We start from the raw sequence: 18131 nt of genomic DNA on the forward strand, positions 1-18131 counted from the left end.
TGTAGGACTTCCAGTTCGTCGTGCGGTAGCGTACAGCCTCAGGGTTGCTCATGCATACACGCTTACCCTACCAGCCAGCCCACGTGAATCCCGCGGCAGGCTGGAGTTTTGCAACAACGCCCTTGATACCCAACAGCAGATCCTGATCGAACAGCGCGTCACCAATGACGGGAAGTCGGCCGTCATCGCCTATCTTCTCCTGGTGTTTCTGGGAGCCTTCGGCGCGCATCGCTTCTACCTCGGCAAGACCGGCACGGGCGTTGCGATGCTGCTGCTGTGGATCGTGGGCCTTCTGACGCTTGTGCTGGGTGTGGGCCTGATCGCGTTGGCGGCGGTCGGCATCTGGGCGTTCGTCGACCTGTTCCTGATCCCCGGCATGATCCGCGAGGATCAGGAGCGTCTGAGGGCGCGGCTAGCCTTCGACATGAACCTTCGCCCAGCGCCGGCGATTCCGGCCTGATCGGCCACAGAACCGTCTGCCTATGCGGCCGGACCAGGCGCTGTAGAGCGAGGCTATGGCGTCACTCGGCGCGTTCAGCCAGCGTCTTTGTCTGGCCCATCCGGTAAAGCTGTACTTCGCGCCACAGCTTCAGCGACGGCTTCATCAGGAACAGGACCGACCCGATGGTGAACAGCCAGGTCGCGAGGGTCTGCAGGCTTTCGAAGAAGAACAGGATCGAGCCGATCAGGAAGGACACCGCCGCGCCGAAGTCGACGCAGGTGTGGGCCAGCTCGACCCGTGCATAGAGCCGGCGCGTCGCCGCGTTGGCGTCGCGCCGGTGATGGCGGAAGATGCCCGACCAGAAGCTCACCGGCTGAGGCCGCCGGCGATCGTCGGTACGTCGCCCGCCGCGAAACCGTAATGGCGCAGCCAACGCAGGTCGGATTCAAAGAAGGCCCGCAGGTCGGGGATGCCGTATTTCAGCATCGCGATGCGGTCGATGCCCATGCCGAAGGCGAAGCCCTGCCACTGGTCGGGATCGACGCCGCCATCGCGCAGGACGTTGGGATGGACCATGCCCGACCCTAGGATCTCGAGCCAGGAATTGCCCTCGCCGATCTTCAGCTGGCCGCCTTCCCAGGAACAGCGGATGTCCACCTCGGCCGAGGGTTCGGTGAAGGGAAAATGGGACGCGCGGAAGCGCAGCTCGACCGATGGGACCTCGAAGAAGGCGCGACAGAATTCCTCGAGCGTCCATTTCAGCTGGGCCATGCTGATGTCGCGGTCGATGGCCAGCCCCTCGATCTGGTGGAACATCGGTGTGTGCGTCTGGTCCATGTCCATGCGATAGACGCGGCCCGGCGCGATGACGCGGATCGGCGCCCCCTGCGCCTGCATGGCGCGGATCTGGACGGGCGAGGTGTGCGTGCGCAGCACATGCGGCGGGCGGTCGTCGCCCGGCGCGCGATGCATGAAGAAGGTGTCATGCTCCTGCCGTGCGGGATGTTCGGGCGCGATGTTCAGCGCGTCGAAATTGTACCAGTCGCTTTCGACCTGCGGACCCTCGGCCACGGCAAAGCCCATGTCGGCGAAAATTGCGGTGATCTCGTCGGTGACCTGGCTGATCGGATGGATGATGCCCTGGCGGCGCGGGCGGCCGGGCAGCGTCACGTCCAGCCATTCATCCTTCAGCCGCGCGTCCAGCGCCGCATCCTCAAGCGACAGCTTGCGGGCGCGCAGCGCGGCGTCGATCTCGTCCCGGATCTCGTTCAGGACGCGGCCGGTGGTCTGGCGCTCCTCGGGCGTCATCTTGCCCAGTTCGCGCATCTTCAGGCTGATCTCGCCCTTCTTGCCAAGGGCGGCCAGGCGCACCTCCTCGATCTGGGCGGGGTCGGCGGCGGAATTGATGCGGTCAAGCCATTGCTGGCGCAGCGGGGTCAGATCGTCCATCGGGGGGCCTCATTCCAGTTGGCCCCGCGTTAGCATGGGCAGGCGCGCGGGAAAAGCCTGTCCCCCGCGCACGTCGGTGTCACTTCCAGATGCCGAAGGCCACGCCCTTCGACAGGTTCGGATGGTCGGCAATGTGGAACCGCGGCTCGTGCCCGGCCTTGCGCTGGCGCAGATAGTCGCGGGTCAGCGTTACAACCGTTCCCGACAGCAGGACGATGGCAATCAGGTTGATCGTGGCCATCAGGCCCATGCTGGCATCGGCAAAGTTGAAGACCGTCGTCACCGCCTGAAGCGATCCCCAGATGACCATCGCCAGCGCCGCCAGCCGCAGCACCAGGATGCCCGCTGGACCCGCGCCCAGATAGACCAGCGAGTTTTCGGCATAGCTGTAGTTGCCGATGATCGACGTGAAGGCGAAGAAGAAGATCGCCACCGCAACGAAGATGTGCCCGAAACCGCCGAAGTGGTCGGTCAACGCCGCCTGCGTCAGGTTCACGCCGGTCAGCTGATCGGACGGCATGACATCCGCCAGCAGGATCATCACGGCGGTGGCCGTGCAGACCAGGATCGTGTCGATGAAGACGCCAAGCGCCTGCACGAAACCCTGCGATGACGGGTGGTGCGGGTTCGGCACGGCCACCGCTGCGATATTGGGGGCCGAGCCCATGCCGGCCTCGTTCGAGAAGAGGCCGCGCTTGATGCCGTTCAGGGCCGCCGCCATCACGCCGCCGGTGACGCCGCCCACAGCCTCCTGCAGGCCGAAGGCCGAGCGGACTATGCCCAGCAGGATGCCTGGCACCTCGGTCACGTTCATCACCACGATGATGACCGCCGCCAGAAGATAGAGCCCCGCCATGATCGGGACGACCAGCTGAGAGATGCGCGCGATCTGCGGGATGCCGCCGAAGATGATCACGCCGGACAGCAGCGCCACGCCAAGGCCCACCAGACCGGCACTGAGGCCGAACGACCCCTCGACCGCCTGCGCGATAGAATTGGCCTGCACGGCGTTGAAGACCAGCCCAAAGGCGATGATCAGCGCCACCGCGAACAGCGCCCCCAGCCAGGGCAGTCCCAGCCCGTGCGAGATGTAATAGGCCGGCCCGCCCCGATACATGCCATCGCGGCCATGCACCTTGTAGAGCTGCGCCAGCGTCGATTCGGCATAGGCCGTGGCCATGCCGACCAGCGCCACCATCCACATCCAGAAGATCGCGCCCGGTCCACCAAGCGTCAGCGCCACCGCGACGCCCGCAATGTTGCCGGTGCCGACGCGGCTGGCCAGCGACACCGCCAGCGCCTGGAACGGCGAGATGCCGTCCCGGTCGGTCACGCCGGACCCGCGCACGCAGCGCAGCATCTCTCCGAAGTGGCGGAACTGGATCATGCCCAGCCTGGCGGTGAAGTAGATGCCGACGGCCAGAAGGCCATAGATCAGCACGTACCCCCAGAAGATCGTGTTGAGGAAATCGATGATGGCGGTCATGGCGCCCTCCGCTGCCTGTTCATGCGCAGTCTGTAACAGGCACGTGATCAGCCGCAACCTTTAGTCGCGCGGGCGAACCGTCAGCCAGACTCCGCCATGGGGTCGCAGGGTCAGGATCATGCGCGGCTGCGGGCTTTGACCCGCGATGCGGTCGAAGCGGAAACGGGACAGCAGGGTTGCCAGGATGATCACCGCTTCCTGCAGGGCGAAGCTGGCGCCGATGCAGATGCGCGGCCCTGCGCCGAAGGGCAGGAAGGCATAGCGGTCCGGCGTGGTCAGGAAGCGGTCGGGGTCGAAGGCATCGGGGCGATCCCACAGCAGATGGTGCCGATGCAGCGCATAGATCGGCATCATCACCGTGTCGCCGGGCCGCACCTGCCGCCCGCAGAGCGTATCGGGCGCCTGCGCCGTGCGCGACAGGAAAGCCGCCGGAGGGTAAAGGCGCAGCGTCTCGTTCACGATCCGCAGCGTCAGTGGCAGCACGCCGACATCTCCCGATGTGGCGGCGCGACCCTGCAGTACGCCGCGCGCCTCTGCCGCCGCGGCCTCTTGCACCTCGGGGGCGAAGGCCATCAGGTAAAGCGCCCAAGCCAGCGTCAGCGCCGTCGTCTCGTGCCCCGCCACAATGAAGGTCAGCAGGTTGTCGCGCAATTCGGCCCGGTTCATGGCGCGCCCGGTTTCCGGGTCCTGCGCGTCCAGCAGCAGGTCCAGAAGGTCCGGGGGGCCGTCCTTCTGCGCCGCCTGCGCGCGTGCGGCAATGGCCTGGTCGGCGATCGACTTCATGCGTCGGATCCCCGCCCCAGAAAACAGCCGCCCTGGCCGCGGCAACCAGGCCGGCAGCCCGATCACGTCCATCAGCGACAGCTTGGCCGTCTGCGCGATATACGCGTCGATCGACTGGTGCACCGCGTCGCGGTCGAAGACGCCGTCGCCAGAAAATGTCACGTCAGAGATGACTTCAAAGGTCGCGGCCACGGTTTCCTCGAACACGTCCACCGGCCCCCGCGCCGCCGCCAGCCGGCGGCACGACGCCTCGGCGGCGGCGGTCATGACAGGCCCCAATGCCTCGACATGGCGCTGTGCGAAGGCTGGCGCGGCGGCCCGGCGCTGCCAGCGCCAATGCGCGCCCTCGGCCACGAACAGGCTGTCGCCGATGGCCGGGTTCAGGATCAGCTTGGTCGTGACCGACTTCGGATAGTCATCGACGCGCTCTTTCAGGATGCGGCGCAGGCTTTCGGGGTCCATGACCATGTGCCAGCGCAAGCCGGTCTTGCCAGACACGATCGGCTGCCGCGTCGCGATCCCCGGAATCAGCTCCAGCACGTTGCGCCGCGCCGTCGCGGCCGTGCCGAGGATGCCCAGAGGGCGCATGGCCAGCGCCACCTTGGCTGGCTCGGCTTGCGGCGGCATGGGCATCTGGCACCTTTACTTAGCAGGATCACCCCAGGCTGGGGCCGCGCGGCGCGGCGGTCAATCGCCCCGATGTCGCGGCCCGCGCCCCTCAGGCGGTTGCGCCCAAAGCGACCTGCGCGTGCTGGACCACGCTCCAGTCCTCGTGCGCCTTGCGCCGATAGACCGAAGTGCAGGCGGCGTCGAAGCGCGTCTCGCCCTTTTCGGCCCTGACACGATAGCCGACGACGATCAGCCCTTCCTCGGGTCGAGAAATGGTCTGGTCGGAGAACGACACTTCGTCCCAGTCCGGTGTGCCGCTGACGGCGTCGATGGCGTCCTGGCCCTGCACCAGGAACGGCTCGTGGCTCAGTGCCATGACACATTCAGGGTCGACCCGCTCGTGATAGCGCTCCTCGGAGGTCTGCCACAGGCCCTTCTCGAAATCCCACACGCGTTGGTCGTCCATCCTAAGCTCCTTCGGTTTGCCTCGACCACAACCGCGGCCGGTGAAGGCGGTTCCGGAGGGCGGATGCGACAAAGGCCCGCCCCCTTGCGGGAACGGGCCTTCGCGAAGCAACCGGAATTGCGATCAGGCGGCGGCTTTGGCCTGGGCCACGATGGCGCCGAAAGCCTCGGGCTCGTTCACGGCCAGGTCGGCCAGCACCTTACGGTCAACCTCGATGCCGGCTTTCGACAGCAGGTTGATGAAGCGCGAATAGGTCATGTCGGCGTCGACCAGACGGACGGCCGCGTTGATCCGCTGGATCCACAGGGCGCGGAAGTTGCGCTTGCGGGCCTTGCGGTCGCGGGTGGCGTACTGGTTCGCCTTGTCGACGGCCTGCGTGGCGGTGCGGAAGTTCCGCGAACGGGCGCCGTAATAGCCCTTGGCTTGATCAAGGACCTTCTTGTGGCGGGCGTGGGTAACCTTGCCGGATTTAACTCGTGCCATTGTTCAGTCCTCGGATCAGCGGTTGTAGGGCATGTATTTCTTGACGATCTTGGCATCAGCGTCCGACAGGACGGTGGTGCCGCGCGCGTCGCGAATGAACTTCGTCGTGCGCTTGATCATGCCGTGGCGCTTGCCGGCCTGGGCGGACTTTACCTTGCCCGAGGCCGTGAACGAGAACCGCTTCTTGGCAGCGGATTTGGTCTTCATCTTCGGCATTTTCATCTCCTTCATCAGAGTGAACGCGCGACTCGGCAATGCCATATCGGCCGGCCGCACGGGAACGGAACGCGCCGTATAGGCGCGGCCCGGAAAAATGGCAAGAGGTCAGGCGCCGTATTGCCCCGTCACCCGCCCGAAGGCGGCCGGGATATCGCCGGGCGCGAAGGGCTCGGGGCTCAGCGCAGCGCCGGCGAACAGGGCCACGATGCCGGCCACCAGGCAGATGGCCGCGGCGCGCGGCGGCCGCGTCTGCAAAAGCTGCACCACCGCCACCACCACCGAAAGAACGCAGAGCAGGACGCCCAGCACCAGAAGAAGATCGGACATGACTGCCACCTTGTTGTTCGTCCTGTCCGGGTTATTCCGGGTCGGTGGCGTAAATCAAGCGTTCATCGCAGGGGGCAATGCGCAGGATGTTGGTAGTGCCGGCCACGTTGAACGGCACGCCCGCCATGACCACGACCTTGCGCGATTCGTCCGCGAAGCCATAGTCGCGGGCGGCGCGGGTGCCGTTCACCACCGCCTCCTTGAAGCGCGACAGACGGGGCACGATGACGCAATGCGTGCCCCAGGTCAGCACCATGCGGCGGGTCACCGACTCGATCGGGCTTAGCGCGATGATCGGCACGCGCGGGCGTTCGCGGGCCACCAGCCCGACGGTGGTGCCCGATTGCGTAAACGCGCAGATCGCCGCCACGTCGGTGGTCTCGGCGATCTCTCGCGCGGCGGTCACGATGGCGTCGGGGACCGACGACAGAGACGCCTTCCGCGCCGCTTCAATGATCGAACGATAATTCGGGTCAGCCTCGACCGACCGGGCGACGCTGTCCATCGTGCGCACCGCGTCGATGGGATAGCTGCCGGCGGCGCTTTCGGCCGACAGCATCACCGCGTCTGCGCCTTCGTAAATGGCGTTGGCGACGTCGCTGACTTCGGCACGCGTAGGCATCGGGCTGTCGATCATCGACTCCAGCATCTGTGTCGCCACGATGACCGGCTTGGCGGCGCTGCGGCACAGGCGCACCAGCCGCTTCTGGATCGGCGGGACCGAATGCACCGGCAGTTCGACCCCCAGATCGCCCCGAGCAACCATGATGCCGTCGGACGCCTTCAGGATCTCGTCGAAGGCCCGGACCGCGGCCGGCTTCTCGATCTTCGACAGGATCGCCGCACGGCCCTGGGCCAGGGTCTTGGCCTCTTCGACATCCTCGGCCCGCTGCACGAAGGACAGCGCCAGCCAGTCGACGCCCAGTTGGCAGGCGAATTCAAGGTCGGCGCGATCCTTGTCGGACAGCGCCGCCAGCGGCAGCACCACGTCGGGCACGTTCACGCCCTTGCGGTCGCTGATCGTGCCGCCCACGGTGACCGTGCAATCTGCGAAATCGGGGCCGCACTTCTCGACCCGCAGGCGGATCTTGCCGTCGTTCACCAGCAGCTCGGACCCCTCGATCAGCGCGGCGAAGATCTCGGGATGCGGCAGCTGCACCCGATGGCTGTCGCCCAGCTCGGGCGACAGGTCAAAGCGGAACTGGTCACCCTCGTCCAGCTCGTGCGCGCCGGCCGTGAACTGCCCGACGCGCAGCTTCGGCCCCTGCAGGTCGGCCAGGATCGCGATGGGCCGGCCGGTCTCCGCCTCAATCTCGCGGATGGTGTCATAGCGGGCGCGGTGGTCGTCATGGCTTCCATGGCTCATGTTCAGGCGGAAGACATCGGCGCCAGCGTCGAACAGGGCCCTGATCACGTTTTTCGAGGACGATGCCGGTCCCAGCGTTGCCACGATCTTCACATTGCGATGCCGTCTCATCATCCTGCCCTCGTCTTTCGTTTAGCGCTACCTATGCCGCAATTGCCGCGCGGCGGCAACTGGCGTCTGTCCCTCAAGCGTCGTACACAACCTGCACCATGACCGATGACCTTTCCATGACCGACCGCCCCTTCTGGTCCGAGGGAGAGAGCCGCCCCTCGCGCTGGCTGATCACCTGCGACCACGCCACGAACCGCGTTCCCGACTGGATCGGCGGCGGCGATCTGGGCATCGCGCCCGCCGACATGGCGCGCCACATCGCCTATGACGTCGGCGCCGCGGGACTGGTGCGCAGACTGGCCGCGCTGCTGGACGCGCCCGTGATCGGGTCCGACTTCTCGCGCCTGGTGATCGACCCGAACCGAGGCGAGGATGACCCGACCCTGCTGATGCGCCTCTATGACGGCACGGTCATCCCGGCGAACAAGCATGCCGACGCGGCCGAGCGACTGCGCCGACTGGACCACCTGCACCGCCCCTATCACCGCGCCCTGGCCACGCTGGCCAACCGGCACGAAGACCGCTGCATCTGCGCCGTCCACAGCTTCACCCCGCAACTGCGCGGACGCCCGCCACGCCCTTGGCAGATCGGCATCCTCTACTCCCACCTCGATGCGCGACTGGGCCCGCCGATGGTCGCCGCCTGCCGTGAAGAAGGTTGGATCACGGGTGAGAACCAGCCCTATGACGGCCACCTGCAAGGCGACTCGATCGACCGTCACGCCCTGGCTCGCGGCCGCCCGAACCTGCTGATCGAGGTCCGCAACGACCTTATCACCTCGGCCGAGGGTCAGGCGCTCTGGGCCGAGCGCCTTGCCCCGGTGATCGACCAGGTCCTGGCCCAAAGCGCGCTCTAGCCCCGGCCCGGCCAAAGCGCGCTGATGCAGCCCTCGACGACAGCGGGGGGTCCGGGGGGCCGGCCCCCCGGCCGTCGCGGGACGCAATCACACCGCCAGCTTGCGGCTTTCCTCGATATAGATCTCGCGCAGACGCTTCGCCACGGGGCCGACCGTCCCGCTGCCGACCGCCGCGCCGTCGATCTCGACCACCGGCATCACGAACGCCGAGGCCGAGGTGACAAATGCCTCGTCAGCCTCCTGCGCCTCGGCGATGGTGAAGGCGCGCTCCTCGACCTTCATCTGCGCTTCCTGGGCAAAGCGCAGCACCGCGGCGCGGGTGATCCCGTGCAGGATGTCGTGGCTCAATTCCCGAGTGACGATGGTCCCGTCCTTGACGATATAGGCGTTGTTCGAAGTCCCTTCGGTGACCTTCCCGTCCTCGACCATCCAGGCGTCGTCCACCCCCCGCGCCTTCGCCTCCATCTTGGCCATGGACGGGTAAAGAAGCTGCACGGTCTTGATGTCGCGACGGCCCCAGCGGAGGTCCTCGACGCTGACGACCTTCCATCCGGTCCTCGCTGCAGGCGCGTCCGCCAGACCCGGCTTCGCCTGCGTGAACATCACGACCGTCGGCACCGTGTCCGCCGGGGGATAGGCAAAATCGCGATCGCCGGGGTTGCCGCGCGTCACCTGCAGATAGACCAGGCCGTCGCCGATTCCGTTTCGGGCGACCAGCTCCCGATGCGCCGCAAGATAGTCCTCGTCCGAAAGCGGGTTCGTGATCGACAGCTCGGACAGCGACCGCTTCAGGCGGACCAGGTGCCCGTCGAAGTCGATCATCTTGCCGTCCAGCACGCTGACGACCTCATAGACGCCATCCGCCATCAGGAAGCCCCGGTCGAAGATCGACACCTGCGCCTGATCCTCGGGAAGGTATTCGCCGTTCACATACACTGTCCGCGCCATGTCTGCCTCCGTGCCGTCGCATGTCACGCCCGGTCCTGCGCCCAACGCGGCGCTGCGTCAAGAACCGCCCGCCGATGCCGCGGCGCAGAAAAAACAGTTGCCGCGTCAGTCGCGCAACATTATTGCTGATAGTGAGCGCAGAAATGAAGAACTGGACCCGACGGATGAGCTTTCGCACCCAACCCCTGCCCCCGGCCCGCCTAAACCGCTGCCAGCTTTTCGGTCCGGGTTCGCGTCCTGCCCTCTTAGAGAAGATGGCGGCCTCGGCCGCCGACGTCATCAACCTAGACCTCGAGGATTCGGTCGCGCCCGCCGACAAGGCGCAGGCGCGCGCCAACATCATCCGGGCCATCGACGACGTCGACTGGGGCAACAAGACGCTCTCGGTGCGCATCAACGGGCTCGACACGCCCTTCTGGTACCGCGACGTCGTCGACCTGGTCGAGCAGGCTGGCGACAGGCTCGACCAGATCATGATTCCCAAGGCCGGCTGCGCCGCCGACATCTATGCCGTCGACGCCTTGGTCAGCGCCATCGAATCCGCCATGGCCCGCGGCAAGCGCCTGGCCTTCGAGGTCATCATCGAAAGCGCGGCCGGCATCTGCCATGTCGAGGAGATCGCCGCATCGTCTGACCGGATGCAGGCGATCAGCCTCGGCGCCGCCGATTTCGCCGCATCGATGGGCATGGCAACCACCGGCATCGGCGGGACGCAGGAAAATTACTACATGGTCCGCGACGGCCAGAAATACTGGCCCGATCCCTGGCACTGGGCCCAGACCGCCATTGTCGCGGCCTGCCGGACGCATGGGCTGCTTCCAGTCGACGGACCCTTTGGTGATTTCAGCGACACCGAAGGCTTCGTGGCGCAGGCCCGCCGCTCGGCGACGCTCGGGATGGTCGGCAAATGGGCGATCCATCCCAGCCAGATCGCCCTGGCGAATAAGGTCTTCTCGCCCGACGAAGCAGCCGTCGCAGAAGCGCGAGAGATCCTCAGCGCCATGGAGAAGGCCAAGGCCGAAGGCGCCGGGGCGACCGTCTACAAGGGCCGACTGGTCGACATCGCCTCGATCAAGCAGGCCGAGGTCATCGTCCGCCAGGCCGAACTGATCTCTGGCTGACGGCCGGCAGGCGGTTCAGGCGCGGCGCAGCTTTCGGAACCCGGCCGAGGCGCCCCAACCGGCCGCCACCGCCACCGCCAGCGACATCAGCCCGTAGAGGAACGGCTGGTCGAAGGCCAGCCGATAGAGCCATCGTTCCAGCCCCACCTTGCGGACCTCGATCGCGGCGCGATAGGCGTCGATGACCTGCCCGTCCCGCAGCAGGAAGATGCGCGTCTTGTAGTCGCCCTCGACCAGGTTGGCGGGCAGGCGGATGTCGGTGCGGAACAGCGTATCCTCGACCAGCGTAACGGCCCCCTCGTCCAGCCGGTAATGGCCGTTCTGCTGGCGGATGCGGATCAGCGCCTCGGTGAAGGGCACGCTGTCGGTCACGTCGGGCGCGCCGGCGAAGGCCCGCAGCGCCAGCGGAAGCGAGATCCGATAGCGGTCGTCCCAGTCTGGCGCCAGGATCTGGTCCAGCGGCCCCGTCGTGGCGACGGCGTAATAGCTGGGAGCGGCCCCGACCTCGACCTGGGCCGCGTTGATCCAGATGCCCGCACGACGCTCCTTGCGCCAGATCGTCAGCGGCTCGGACGGGGCCTCGATGGTGACGATCACGTCCAGGGGTTCGTCGGGGATCGGGGTCTCGCGCTTGATGGCGCCATAGATCAGGATGTCGGACCCGTCGAAGCTGGTGGTGATCGCCACCGAGCTGTCCGAAAGTCCCGCGACCACCTGTTCAGGCGGCGCGGTGGCGTTTTCCGGCACCGCCGCGCGGGGGCGGCCGGGGTCGGGAAACAGCGGATAGGGCTCTGGCGCGGCAAGCGGCGGCAGAAGCCCCGCGCCGGGGTGCGTCGGCATCGTCGACTGTGCCAGCGCGCCCACGGGACCGAACACCACGGCGCAGACCAGCAGCGCGCGCATCAGCTGTTCCTCGACGCGATGGAATAGATGTCCTCGGGCCGCAGGAACAGGTCCAGCGCCAGCCGCCCGCAGACCGCCAGCACCAGCAGCGCCAGAAGGATGCGCAGCTGTTCAGCCCGCAGCCGCGCCCCAAGCGTCGTGCCGACCTGCGCCCCCAAGACGCCGCCGACGATCAGCAGGACCGCCAGCATTACGTCGACCGTGTTGTAGCTGACCGCATGCATCAGCGTCGTGAAGGCCGTCACGAAGGTGATCTGGAACAGCGAGGTTCCGACAACCACCTTGGTCGGCATTCCCAGCAGATAAATCATCGCGGGCACCATGATGAAGCCGCCGCCGACCCCCATGATCGCCGCCAGGACGCCCACCGCGACCCCTACCAGAAGCGGCGGGATGACGCTGATGTAGAGCCCCGAGACGCGGAACTTGACCTTCAGCGGCAGCCGGTGCGCCCAGCTGTGCTGGTGCGACCGCCGCCGCGTCGTCGCCTTGCGCGACCGCATCAGCGCCCTGACGCTTTCCTGCAGCATCATCGCGCCGATCAGCCCCAGGAAGACGACATAGCAGAGCTGGACGACAAGCTCGACCTGGCCGATGCTTTGCAGCAGGTTGAAGACGATGATGCCGAGGCCGGACCCCACGAGGCCGCCGGCCAACAGGACACCTCCCATCCTGAAGTCGACGGTGCGGCGCTTCATGTGCGCCAGCACCCCCGACACCGAGGACGCGACGACCTGGTTCGCGCCCGTGGCCACCGCGATGGCTGGGGGAATGCCGATGAAGAACAGAAGCGGCGTGATTAGGAAGCCGCCGCCGACCCCGAAAAGCCCGCTCATGATGCCGACGATGCCGCCCAGTCCCATCAGGGTGAAGGCGTTGACCGAAACCTCGGCGATCGGAAGATAGATTTGCATCTCGGCGCGGCCCGTGTCGTTGCCGCCAGCATGCAACGCTGACCGGGTCCGCGTCAAACCGCTTTGGACGCGGATCGGGCGGCATGAACGGGTTGAAGCGAAGCCGGGGCACAGCTAAGCAAGTCAGGTCACGACCGCGTGCAGGGCGGACTTCCGCTTAGGGGCCGCGGCAGCGATCCACCAAGGGGGCCTGATGCGCATTCTCATCACCAATGACGACGGCATCAACGCACCGGGTCTCGAGGTCCTGCACGAGATCGCGACAGACCTCGCCGGCCCCGAGGGCGAGGTCTGGACCGTCGCCCCCGCATTCGAGCAATCGGGTGTCGCGCATTGCATCAGCTATTCGCATCCGACGATGATCGCCCGCCTGGCCCTGCGTCGCTATGCCGCCGAAGGCAGCCCCGCCGACTGCATCCTGGCCGCCCTGGGCGACCTGATGACCGACACCCCGCCCGACCTGGTGCTGTCCGGCGTGAACCGCGGCAACAATGCCGGCGAGAACGCGATGTATTCCGGCACCATCGGCGGCGCGATGGAGGCGGCGTTGCAGGGCCTGCCCGCCATAGCCCTGTCGCAATACCTCGGCCCGCAGACGGCCGATCTGGCCGATCCGTTCGAAGGTGCGCGCCGCCACGGCGCCACGGTCATCCGGCAGCTGCTGGACCACGGCGACTGGACGTCGGACGCCGACTTCCGGCTGTTCTACAACGTGAACTTTCCGCCGCTTGCGGCAGCCGACGTGCGCGGCGTCCGCGTCGTCCCGCAGGGCAAGCGGCAGGGGTCGCGATTCGGCGTCGTGCCCTATACCGCGCCCAACGGGCGGCGCTTCATGTGGGTGTCGGGCGGGTCCCAGCAGGCGCCGGCGCGCCACGGCACCGACGTGGCCGCAAACCTCGACGGCTTCATCTCGGTCACGCCAATGCGGGCCGATCTGACCTGCCACGCCTCGCTTCGTGATCTTGCCGCGGCGCTGGACGACACCGACCTGACCGCACGGGCAGCCGAATGAGCGACGAGGACAGCCCCGCCGAGCGCAAGATGCGCTTCCTCTTCCAGCTGCGGTCGCGTGGCGTCACCGATCCGCGCGTGCTGGAATCGATGGAGGCGATCGACCGGGGCCTGTTCGTGCGCGGCCAGTTCGCCGACCGCGCGTATGAGGACACGCCCCTGCCGATTCCCTGCGGCCAGACGATCAGCCAGCCCTCGGTCGTGGGGCTGATGACGCAGGCGCTGGAGGTCGGCGCCCGCGACACCGTGCTGGAGGTGGGCACCGGCTCGGGCTATCAGGCGGCGATCCTGTCGGGACTTTGCCGGCGCGTCTATACAGTCGACCGGCACCGCCGGCTGGTGCAAGAGGCCGAGAGGATCTTCAGCGACCTGGGGCTCTACAACATCATCGCTCAGGTCGCCGACGGCTCTCGCGGGTTGCCGGACCAGGCGCCCTTCGACCGAATCCTGGTGACCGCCGCGGCCGAGGACCCTCCCGGCCCGCTGTTGGCACAGCTGAAGATCGGCGGTATCATGGTGGTGCCTGTCGGGCAGTCGGACGCGGTACAGACGCTGATCCGGGTGACCCGGACCGAGGACGGGTTCGACTATGACGAGCTTCGGCAGGTGCGGTTCGTTCCGCTGGTCGAGGGGTTGGGCCAGACATGACCCCCGGCCGTCCAGAGGCAGGCTGAGGACAGGACCATGAGAACAGGTTTTCCCGACACCGCCGTTGCGCTGGCGGCACTGCTGGCACTGGCCGGATGCGGGGCCCACGGCGTCTTCGACCCCGATCTGCGCGGGCTGATGGGCGGGCTGGACACGGCCCCCGCGGCGGCCTCGGCCGGACCGCGACCCGAGCCAGATGCCCGCGGCGTCATCACCTTCCCCTCGGGCCAGGTGGCAGTGGCGCAGGCGGGCGACACGCCTGCGACGGTGGCGGCGCGGCTTGGCCTGCAGCCGGATGCGCTGGCGTCGCACAACGCCCTGCCGCCGGATGCGCCGCTGCGGGCGGGGGCGGTGCTGGTCCTGCCGCAGCAGGTGGCCGCCGTCGCCACACCGGGCGCGTCCATCGTGACGGACCCCTTCGCGAACCAGGGCGCACCGGAGACCGTCGCTCCCACTGGCGCCCCGGCCAGCACGCCTGCCCCGGTAGATCCGCGCGAACATGTCGTGGCCTCGGGCGAGACCGCATGGTCCATCGCGCGCCGCTATGGCGTGACAGTCCAGGATCTTGCGGCCTGGAACGGGCTGCCGGGAGACATGGGTCTAAGGGTCGGCCAGCGGTTGATCGTCCCGCAACCGGGGCAGCGGCCGGATCGGCTGGCCACGACGGCCCCCGGCGCCGGCAGCCCGACACCAGAGCCGCCCTCGGCCTCAGACCCCCTGCCGGACGAGGAAACGCCCACGGCCGGGGCAGCCGCACCCGCCGCGCCCACCACCGACCTTGGCGCGACCCGGACTGCCGCCTCGAGGAGCGGAGGGCTGCGGATGCCGGTGAACGGTCCGATCATCCGCGTCTATGACAAGGGCGAGAATGACGGCATCGACATTGCCGCCCCCAGCGGCACCCCGGTGAACGCTGCAGGGTCCGGCACGGTGGCGGCGATCACCCGTGACACCGCCGGAACCCCGATCGTGGTCGTCCGTCACGACGGCGACCTGATGACGGTCTACGCAGGCCTTGATGACGTCAGCGTGGTTAAGGGCGACAGCATCGGGCCAGGGGAAAGTATTGGCACCGCCGGCAATGACGGCTTCGTCCATTTCGAGGTCCGCCGCGGGTTCGAAAGCGTCGACCCTGAAAGCATGCTGAACTGACGCTCGGCCATCACAGCCGGTCGTCGACGGCCGTCGCGACCTCTCGCCGGATGACGGCGCGGATGTTGCTGGAGAAGCGGGCTCCCATCTCACCCTGAAGCTCCTCACGGATCATCTCGTTGAGGCGGTCACGAAGGGTTCCCTCGTCCAGCATGCGCTGAACGCTGCGTGTGGCAGCCTCTTCCGGGCAGGCGCGGGGCGTGGCAGGCGCGGGGGTTTCGGGCTCCACCCGCGGGGCAGCAGGCAACACCGGTTCCGCAGGGACGGCAATTTGGGTGTCGACCCTCGCCGCGCGGGCAGCGGCGGCAGCAAGTTCGGCGCTGGTCGGAATGCGGGGGGCCTGCAGCTTCCACAGGATCCACTGCCACCATCCGCCGATTACCGATCCCAACGTCAATCGCGCCATTTCGGGCGCTGGCACTGATGCAGGTTCGGCATGTGGCGATGCCCCGCGCGGGGCCGGGCTGCGATAGGGTACGATGGGTGAGATCGGTGGAAGCACCTCGAAGGTCACGTGCTCGTCGCGAAGATCGCTCAACGGCAACGGACCTGATCCGAAACGGCGCGACAGGAAGGTCTCGACGTCCTCCTCGACCACGGTCGCAGGGGTGTCGTCGATCAGGCGGCGGATGTCCTGCAGGGTCGCGTTGATGCGGGCAACTTCCGGCGCGGCCCGGGAGCTTTCGGGCACCGGGCGCATGGCATCGTCGAGCGGGGGTTTGCGGCGCGGCCTAGACATGGCGCACCGCCGAGGCGTCAGTTGCGGCCGATGGCCCGGAGGACGCGGTCCAGGCTTTCGCCCTGCTTGCTGGTGTAGGGCGCGCTGCGCACGGCCTTGTAGTACTGCGAAGGGTCATAGGTCGGAATTCCCAGGTTCAGGTTTTCTACCGTCAACAGACCCATAGCCGAAAGAAGTTGATAATGAGCTAACTGCAGGTTGCTTTGCGCCGTCACCCGGTCCGCCCGCGCCTCGAGCAGCGTCTGCTCGGCGTCCAGCACGTCCAGCGTGGTGCGAGCGCCCAGCAGGGCCTCCTCGCGCACGCCCTCGTAGGCCTGCTGCGCCGCCCCGACCTGTTCGTCCAGCGCGGTGATCTGCGCTCGCGCAACGGCGATGTTGGCCCAGGCCTCACCCACCGTCTGGTTGATCTGGCGTGCCGTATTCAGCAGCGCCGCCCGCGCCTGGTCGCGCTGCGCCATCGCCCGGCGGTGCGACGCCGAGAGCCGGCCCCCAGAATAAAGCGTCTGGCTCAGCTCCAGCCCGACCGAGGCCGTGTTCTGGTTGCTGGAATCGCCGCCCAGTACGGCCCGTGGGGCGCGATCGATGCCGATCCCGGCAGTCCCCGACAGTATCGGGTTCCGCTCGGCGGCGGCGGCCGCCACGGCGATCTCTGCCGCAGCGGTCTGGCGCTGCGCCTGCAGGATTGCGGGGTGGTTGCGCTGCGCGATCATTCGCGCCTCGTCCACGGTCGGCGGCAGGCTGGGCAGCGGCGGCGGGGCGTCCAGCGTGCCCGCCCGGCGTCCGGTGATCGCGAGATAAGCCTCTCGGGCGACTTCGAGCTGGCCGTTCGCAGCAGCCAGCGCCGCACGTGTGGCGGCCAGCTGCGAATCGGCAAGCGCGACATCGGTCACGGTGATCTCGCCTACGTCGAACCGGTCCTGGGCCGCCTGCCGCGTCCGGCCCAGAACCTCGACCGAGTTCTGCTGCAGCGAAACCTGCTCCAGCGCCTCGAGGATCTGGAAATACGCCTGCGTCGCAGTCAGCAGGACGTCCTGCTCGACCCCGACAAGGGCCTGGCGGGTGGCCAGCACCTGTTCCTTGGCGCCATCGATGGCCAGCTGAGACCGGCCGAAGTCGTAGAGCGTCAGTGACGCGTTCAGCGCCATCGAGGTCGAGCGGACGGTGCTTCCCCCCTCGATCCGCTGCGCGCTGTGGCGGGCGACCCACTGCACGACCGGGCGCAGCGCCGCGACCGACGCGGCCACGTCCTCGTCCGCGGCGCGCAGGACGGCGCGGTTCTGTTCGATCAGCGCGGAATGGCGATAGGCGGCGACCATCGTGTCGGCCAACGATTCGGCGCGCGCCGGCAGCGCCGCGGCCAGCGACAGAAGGGCCAGGCCGGCCAGGCGCGCCAGCCGGCTCATAGCGAGAACCCGCGTTCGCGTTGGAACCCCGGCAGCATCGGCGCATGGGCGTTGAAGGCATAGCGCCAGGTCACATGCCCGCCCGACAGCGTGCCGATCCGCGCGACGCCCAGCGAGCCTTCGCGGAACAGCGCGGCGATGCGGCCGCCTTCGCGCAGCTGGCCGATGATGGCGGGGGGCACCTCCTCGACGGCGCCCTCGACCAGGATCACGTCATAGGGACCCTGCTTGGGGGCGCCTTCGGTCAGCGCGGCCTGCAGCACGGCCACGTTGAAGATCCCCGCATCGGCCAGCCGCCGTTCCGCCTCTTGCGCCAGTTCGGCGTCATCCTCGATGGCGACGACCGCCTCGGCCATGCGGGCCATGACCGCGGCCGAGTATCCATAGCCGCAGCCAAGGTCCAGGACCAGTTCGTCAGGCTGGATGTCCAGTCGGTCGACCAGCTTCGACAGCGTCCAGGGCGAAAGCATGACCCGGCCCTGCCCGATCTCGAGGTTCTCGCCGGAATAGGCGACGGACCGGCGGTTGGCCGGCACGAAATCCTCGCGCGGAATGGTCAGCATCGCCTCGATGACGGGAAGGTTGGTGACATCGGCGGGCCGGACCTGCGTGTCCACCATCATCGTGCGTCGCGCGGCGAAATCGGTCATTCTCGGGGAACCTCTGCTCGAGCTCTTTGCATTCTTATTGCCAT

Annotated in this window: 21 protein-coding genes; 6 read left to right on the forward strand and 15 right to left on the reverse strand. The window is 67.6% G+C overall.

The window, feature by feature from the left end; genetic code table 11:
* Positions 1 to 460 (forward strand): TM2 domain-containing protein (locus tag OC184_RS09170; protein ID WP_265506906.1); only part of this gene is annotated, 460 nt, incomplete at its 5' end.
* A 61-nt stretch (positions 461 to 521) separates the two neighbouring features.
* On the opposite strand, the gene OC184_RS09175 is transcribed toward OC184_RS09170, so the two are convergent.
* The 9 genes from OC184_RS09175 to pyk form a co-directional block, all read right to left on the reverse strand.
* Positions 522 to 812, reverse strand: coding sequence for a YrhK family protein (locus OC184_RS09175; protein WP_265506907.1), 291 nt, complete (start codon positions 810 to 812; stop codon positions 522 to 524).
* Positions 809 to 1891: a phenylalanine--tRNA ligase subunit alpha gene (gene pheS / locus OC184_RS09180; protein ID WP_265506908.1), complete on the reverse strand. Its 1083-nt coding sequence runs from the start codon at positions 1889 to 1891 to the stop codon at positions 809 to 811. The genes OC184_RS09175 and pheS overlap by 4 nt, the downstream gene beginning before the upstream one ends.
* Before the next feature lie 79 nt (positions 1892 to 1970).
* Positions 1971 to 3377, reverse strand: a complete 1407-nt coding sequence (locus OC184_RS09185; protein ID WP_265506909.1) for an alanine/glycine:cation symporter family protein — start codon at positions 3375 to 3377, stop codon at positions 1971 to 1973.
* 60 nt (positions 3378 to 3437) lie between these two features.
* A complete protein-coding gene (locus tag OC184_RS09190; RefSeq protein WP_265506910.1) occupies positions 3438 to 4793 on the reverse strand; it encodes a cytochrome P450 in 1356 nt (451 codons plus the stop codon).
* An 85-nt stretch (positions 4794 to 4878) separates the two neighbouring features.
* The gene (locus tag OC184_RS09195; protein WP_265506911.1) at positions 4879 to 5235 is read right to left on the reverse strand and encodes a hypothetical protein; all 357 of its coding nucleotides are present in this window, start codon (positions 5233 to 5235) and stop codon (positions 4879 to 4881) included.
* 123 nt (positions 5236 to 5358) lie between these two features.
* Positions 5359 to 5718, reverse strand: a complete 360-nt coding sequence (gene rplT, locus OC184_RS09200) for a 50S ribosomal protein L20 (RefSeq protein ID WP_265506912.1) — start codon at positions 5716 to 5718, stop codon at positions 5359 to 5361.
* A gap of 15 nt (positions 5719 to 5733) precedes the next feature.
* On the reverse strand, positions 5734 to 5934 hold the full coding sequence (rpmI, locus tag OC184_RS09205; RefSeq protein WP_187793478.1) for a 50S ribosomal protein L35: 201 nt from the start codon (positions 5932 to 5934) through the stop codon (positions 5734 to 5736).
* Between the two features lie 108 nt (positions 5935 to 6042).
* Entirely contained in the window at positions 6043 to 6264 is a 222-nt protein-coding gene (locus OC184_RS09210; protein WP_265506913.1) for a hypothetical protein, read from the reverse strand.
* 31 nt (positions 6265 to 6295) lie between these two features.
* Complete coding sequence (pyk, locus tag OC184_RS09215) at positions 6296 to 7741, reverse strand: pyruvate kinase (protein WP_265506953.1); 1446 nt, start codon at positions 7739 to 7741, stop codon at positions 6296 to 6298.
* Between the two features lie 116 nt (positions 7742 to 7857).
* Here pyk and OC184_RS09220 point away from each other — a divergent pair, with 116 nt between their 5' ends.
* Positions 7858 to 8598, forward strand: a complete 741-nt coding sequence (locus OC184_RS09220) for an N-formylglutamate amidohydrolase (RefSeq protein ID WP_265506914.1) — start codon at positions 7858 to 7860, stop codon at positions 8596 to 8598.
* Positions 8599 to 8685: 87 nt separating this feature from the next.
* Here the strand turns inward: OC184_RS09220 and OC184_RS09225 are convergent, their stop codons facing one another.
* On the reverse strand, positions 8686 to 9546 hold the full coding sequence (locus tag OC184_RS09225) for a D-amino-acid transaminase (protein ID WP_265506915.1): 861 nt from the start codon (positions 9544 to 9546) through the stop codon (positions 8686 to 8688).
* A gap of 164 nt (positions 9547 to 9710) precedes the next feature.
* Here OC184_RS09225 and OC184_RS09230 point away from each other — a divergent pair, with 164 nt between their 5' ends.
* Entirely contained in the window at positions 9711 to 10667 is a 957-nt protein-coding gene (locus OC184_RS09230; RefSeq protein WP_265506916.1) for an L-malyl-CoA/beta-methylmalyl-CoA lyase, read from the forward strand.
* A gap of 15 nt (positions 10668 to 10682) precedes the next feature.
* On the opposite strand, the gene OC184_RS09235 is transcribed toward OC184_RS09230, so the two are convergent.
* Together OC184_RS09235 and OC184_RS09240 are read right to left on the reverse strand one after the other, a co-directional pair.
* Positions 10683 to 11570, reverse strand: a complete 888-nt coding sequence (locus OC184_RS09235; RefSeq protein ID WP_265506917.1) for a TIGR02186 family protein — start codon at positions 11568 to 11570, stop codon at positions 10683 to 10685.
* A complete protein-coding gene (locus OC184_RS09240; protein ID WP_265506918.1) occupies positions 11570 to 12484 on the reverse strand; it encodes a sulfite exporter TauE/SafE family protein in 915 nt (304 codons plus the stop codon). The genes OC184_RS09235 and OC184_RS09240 overlap by 1 nt, the downstream gene beginning before the upstream one ends.
* 193 nt (positions 12485 to 12677) lie before the next feature.
* Here OC184_RS09240 and surE point away from each other — a divergent pair, with 193 nt between their 5' ends.
* The 3 genes from surE to OC184_RS09255 are packed head-to-tail and all read left to right on the forward strand — an operon-like array spanning position 12678 to position 15295.
* Positions 12678 to 13496, forward strand: coding sequence for a 5'/3'-nucleotidase SurE (gene surE / locus OC184_RS09245; RefSeq protein WP_265506919.1), 819 nt, complete (start codon positions 12678 to 12680; stop codon positions 13494 to 13496).
* A complete protein-coding gene (locus OC184_RS09250; protein ID WP_265506920.1) occupies positions 13493 to 14143 on the forward strand; it encodes a protein-L-isoaspartate(D-aspartate) O-methyltransferase in 651 nt (216 codons plus the stop codon). Before surE ends, OC184_RS09250 begins: the two co-directional genes overlap by 4 nt.
* Positions 14144 to 14179: 36 nt before the next feature.
* The gene (locus OC184_RS09255) at positions 14180 to 15295 is read left to right on the forward strand and encodes a LysM peptidoglycan-binding domain-containing protein (RefSeq protein WP_265506921.1); all 1116 of its coding nucleotides are present in this window, start codon (positions 14180 to 14182) and stop codon (positions 15293 to 15295) included.
* A 10-nt stretch (positions 15296 to 15305) separates the two neighbouring features.
* On the opposite strand, the gene OC184_RS09260 is transcribed toward OC184_RS09255, so the two are convergent.
* Genes OC184_RS09260 through OC184_RS09270 form a run of 3 tightly spaced genes read right to left on the reverse strand, consistent with a single transcriptional unit; the run spans position 15306 to position 18087 of the window.
* Positions 15306 to 16034 (reverse strand): flagellar biosynthesis protein FlhF, encoded by a 729-nt coding sequence (locus OC184_RS09260; protein ID WP_265506922.1) that lies wholly within the window; start codon positions 16032 to 16034, stop codon positions 15306 to 15308.
* Between the two features lie 17 nt (positions 16035 to 16051).
* On the reverse strand, positions 16052 to 17437 hold the full coding sequence (locus OC184_RS09265; protein ID WP_265506923.1) for a TolC family outer membrane protein: 1386 nt from the start codon (positions 17435 to 17437) through the stop codon (positions 16052 to 16054).
* Positions 17434 to 18087: a protein-L-isoaspartate O-methyltransferase family protein gene (locus OC184_RS09270; RefSeq protein WP_265506924.1), complete on the reverse strand. Its 654-nt coding sequence runs from the start codon at positions 18085 to 18087 to the stop codon at positions 17434 to 17436. Before OC184_RS09270 ends, OC184_RS09265 begins: the two co-directional genes overlap by 4 nt.
* Positions 18088 to 18131 lie beyond the last annotated feature (44 nt).

The organism is Paracoccus rhizosphaerae, assembly GCF_026162645.1.
Lineage (GTDB): Bacteria > Pseudomonadota > Alphaproteobacteria > Rhodobacterales > Rhodobacteraceae > Paracoccus > Paracoccus rhizosphaerae.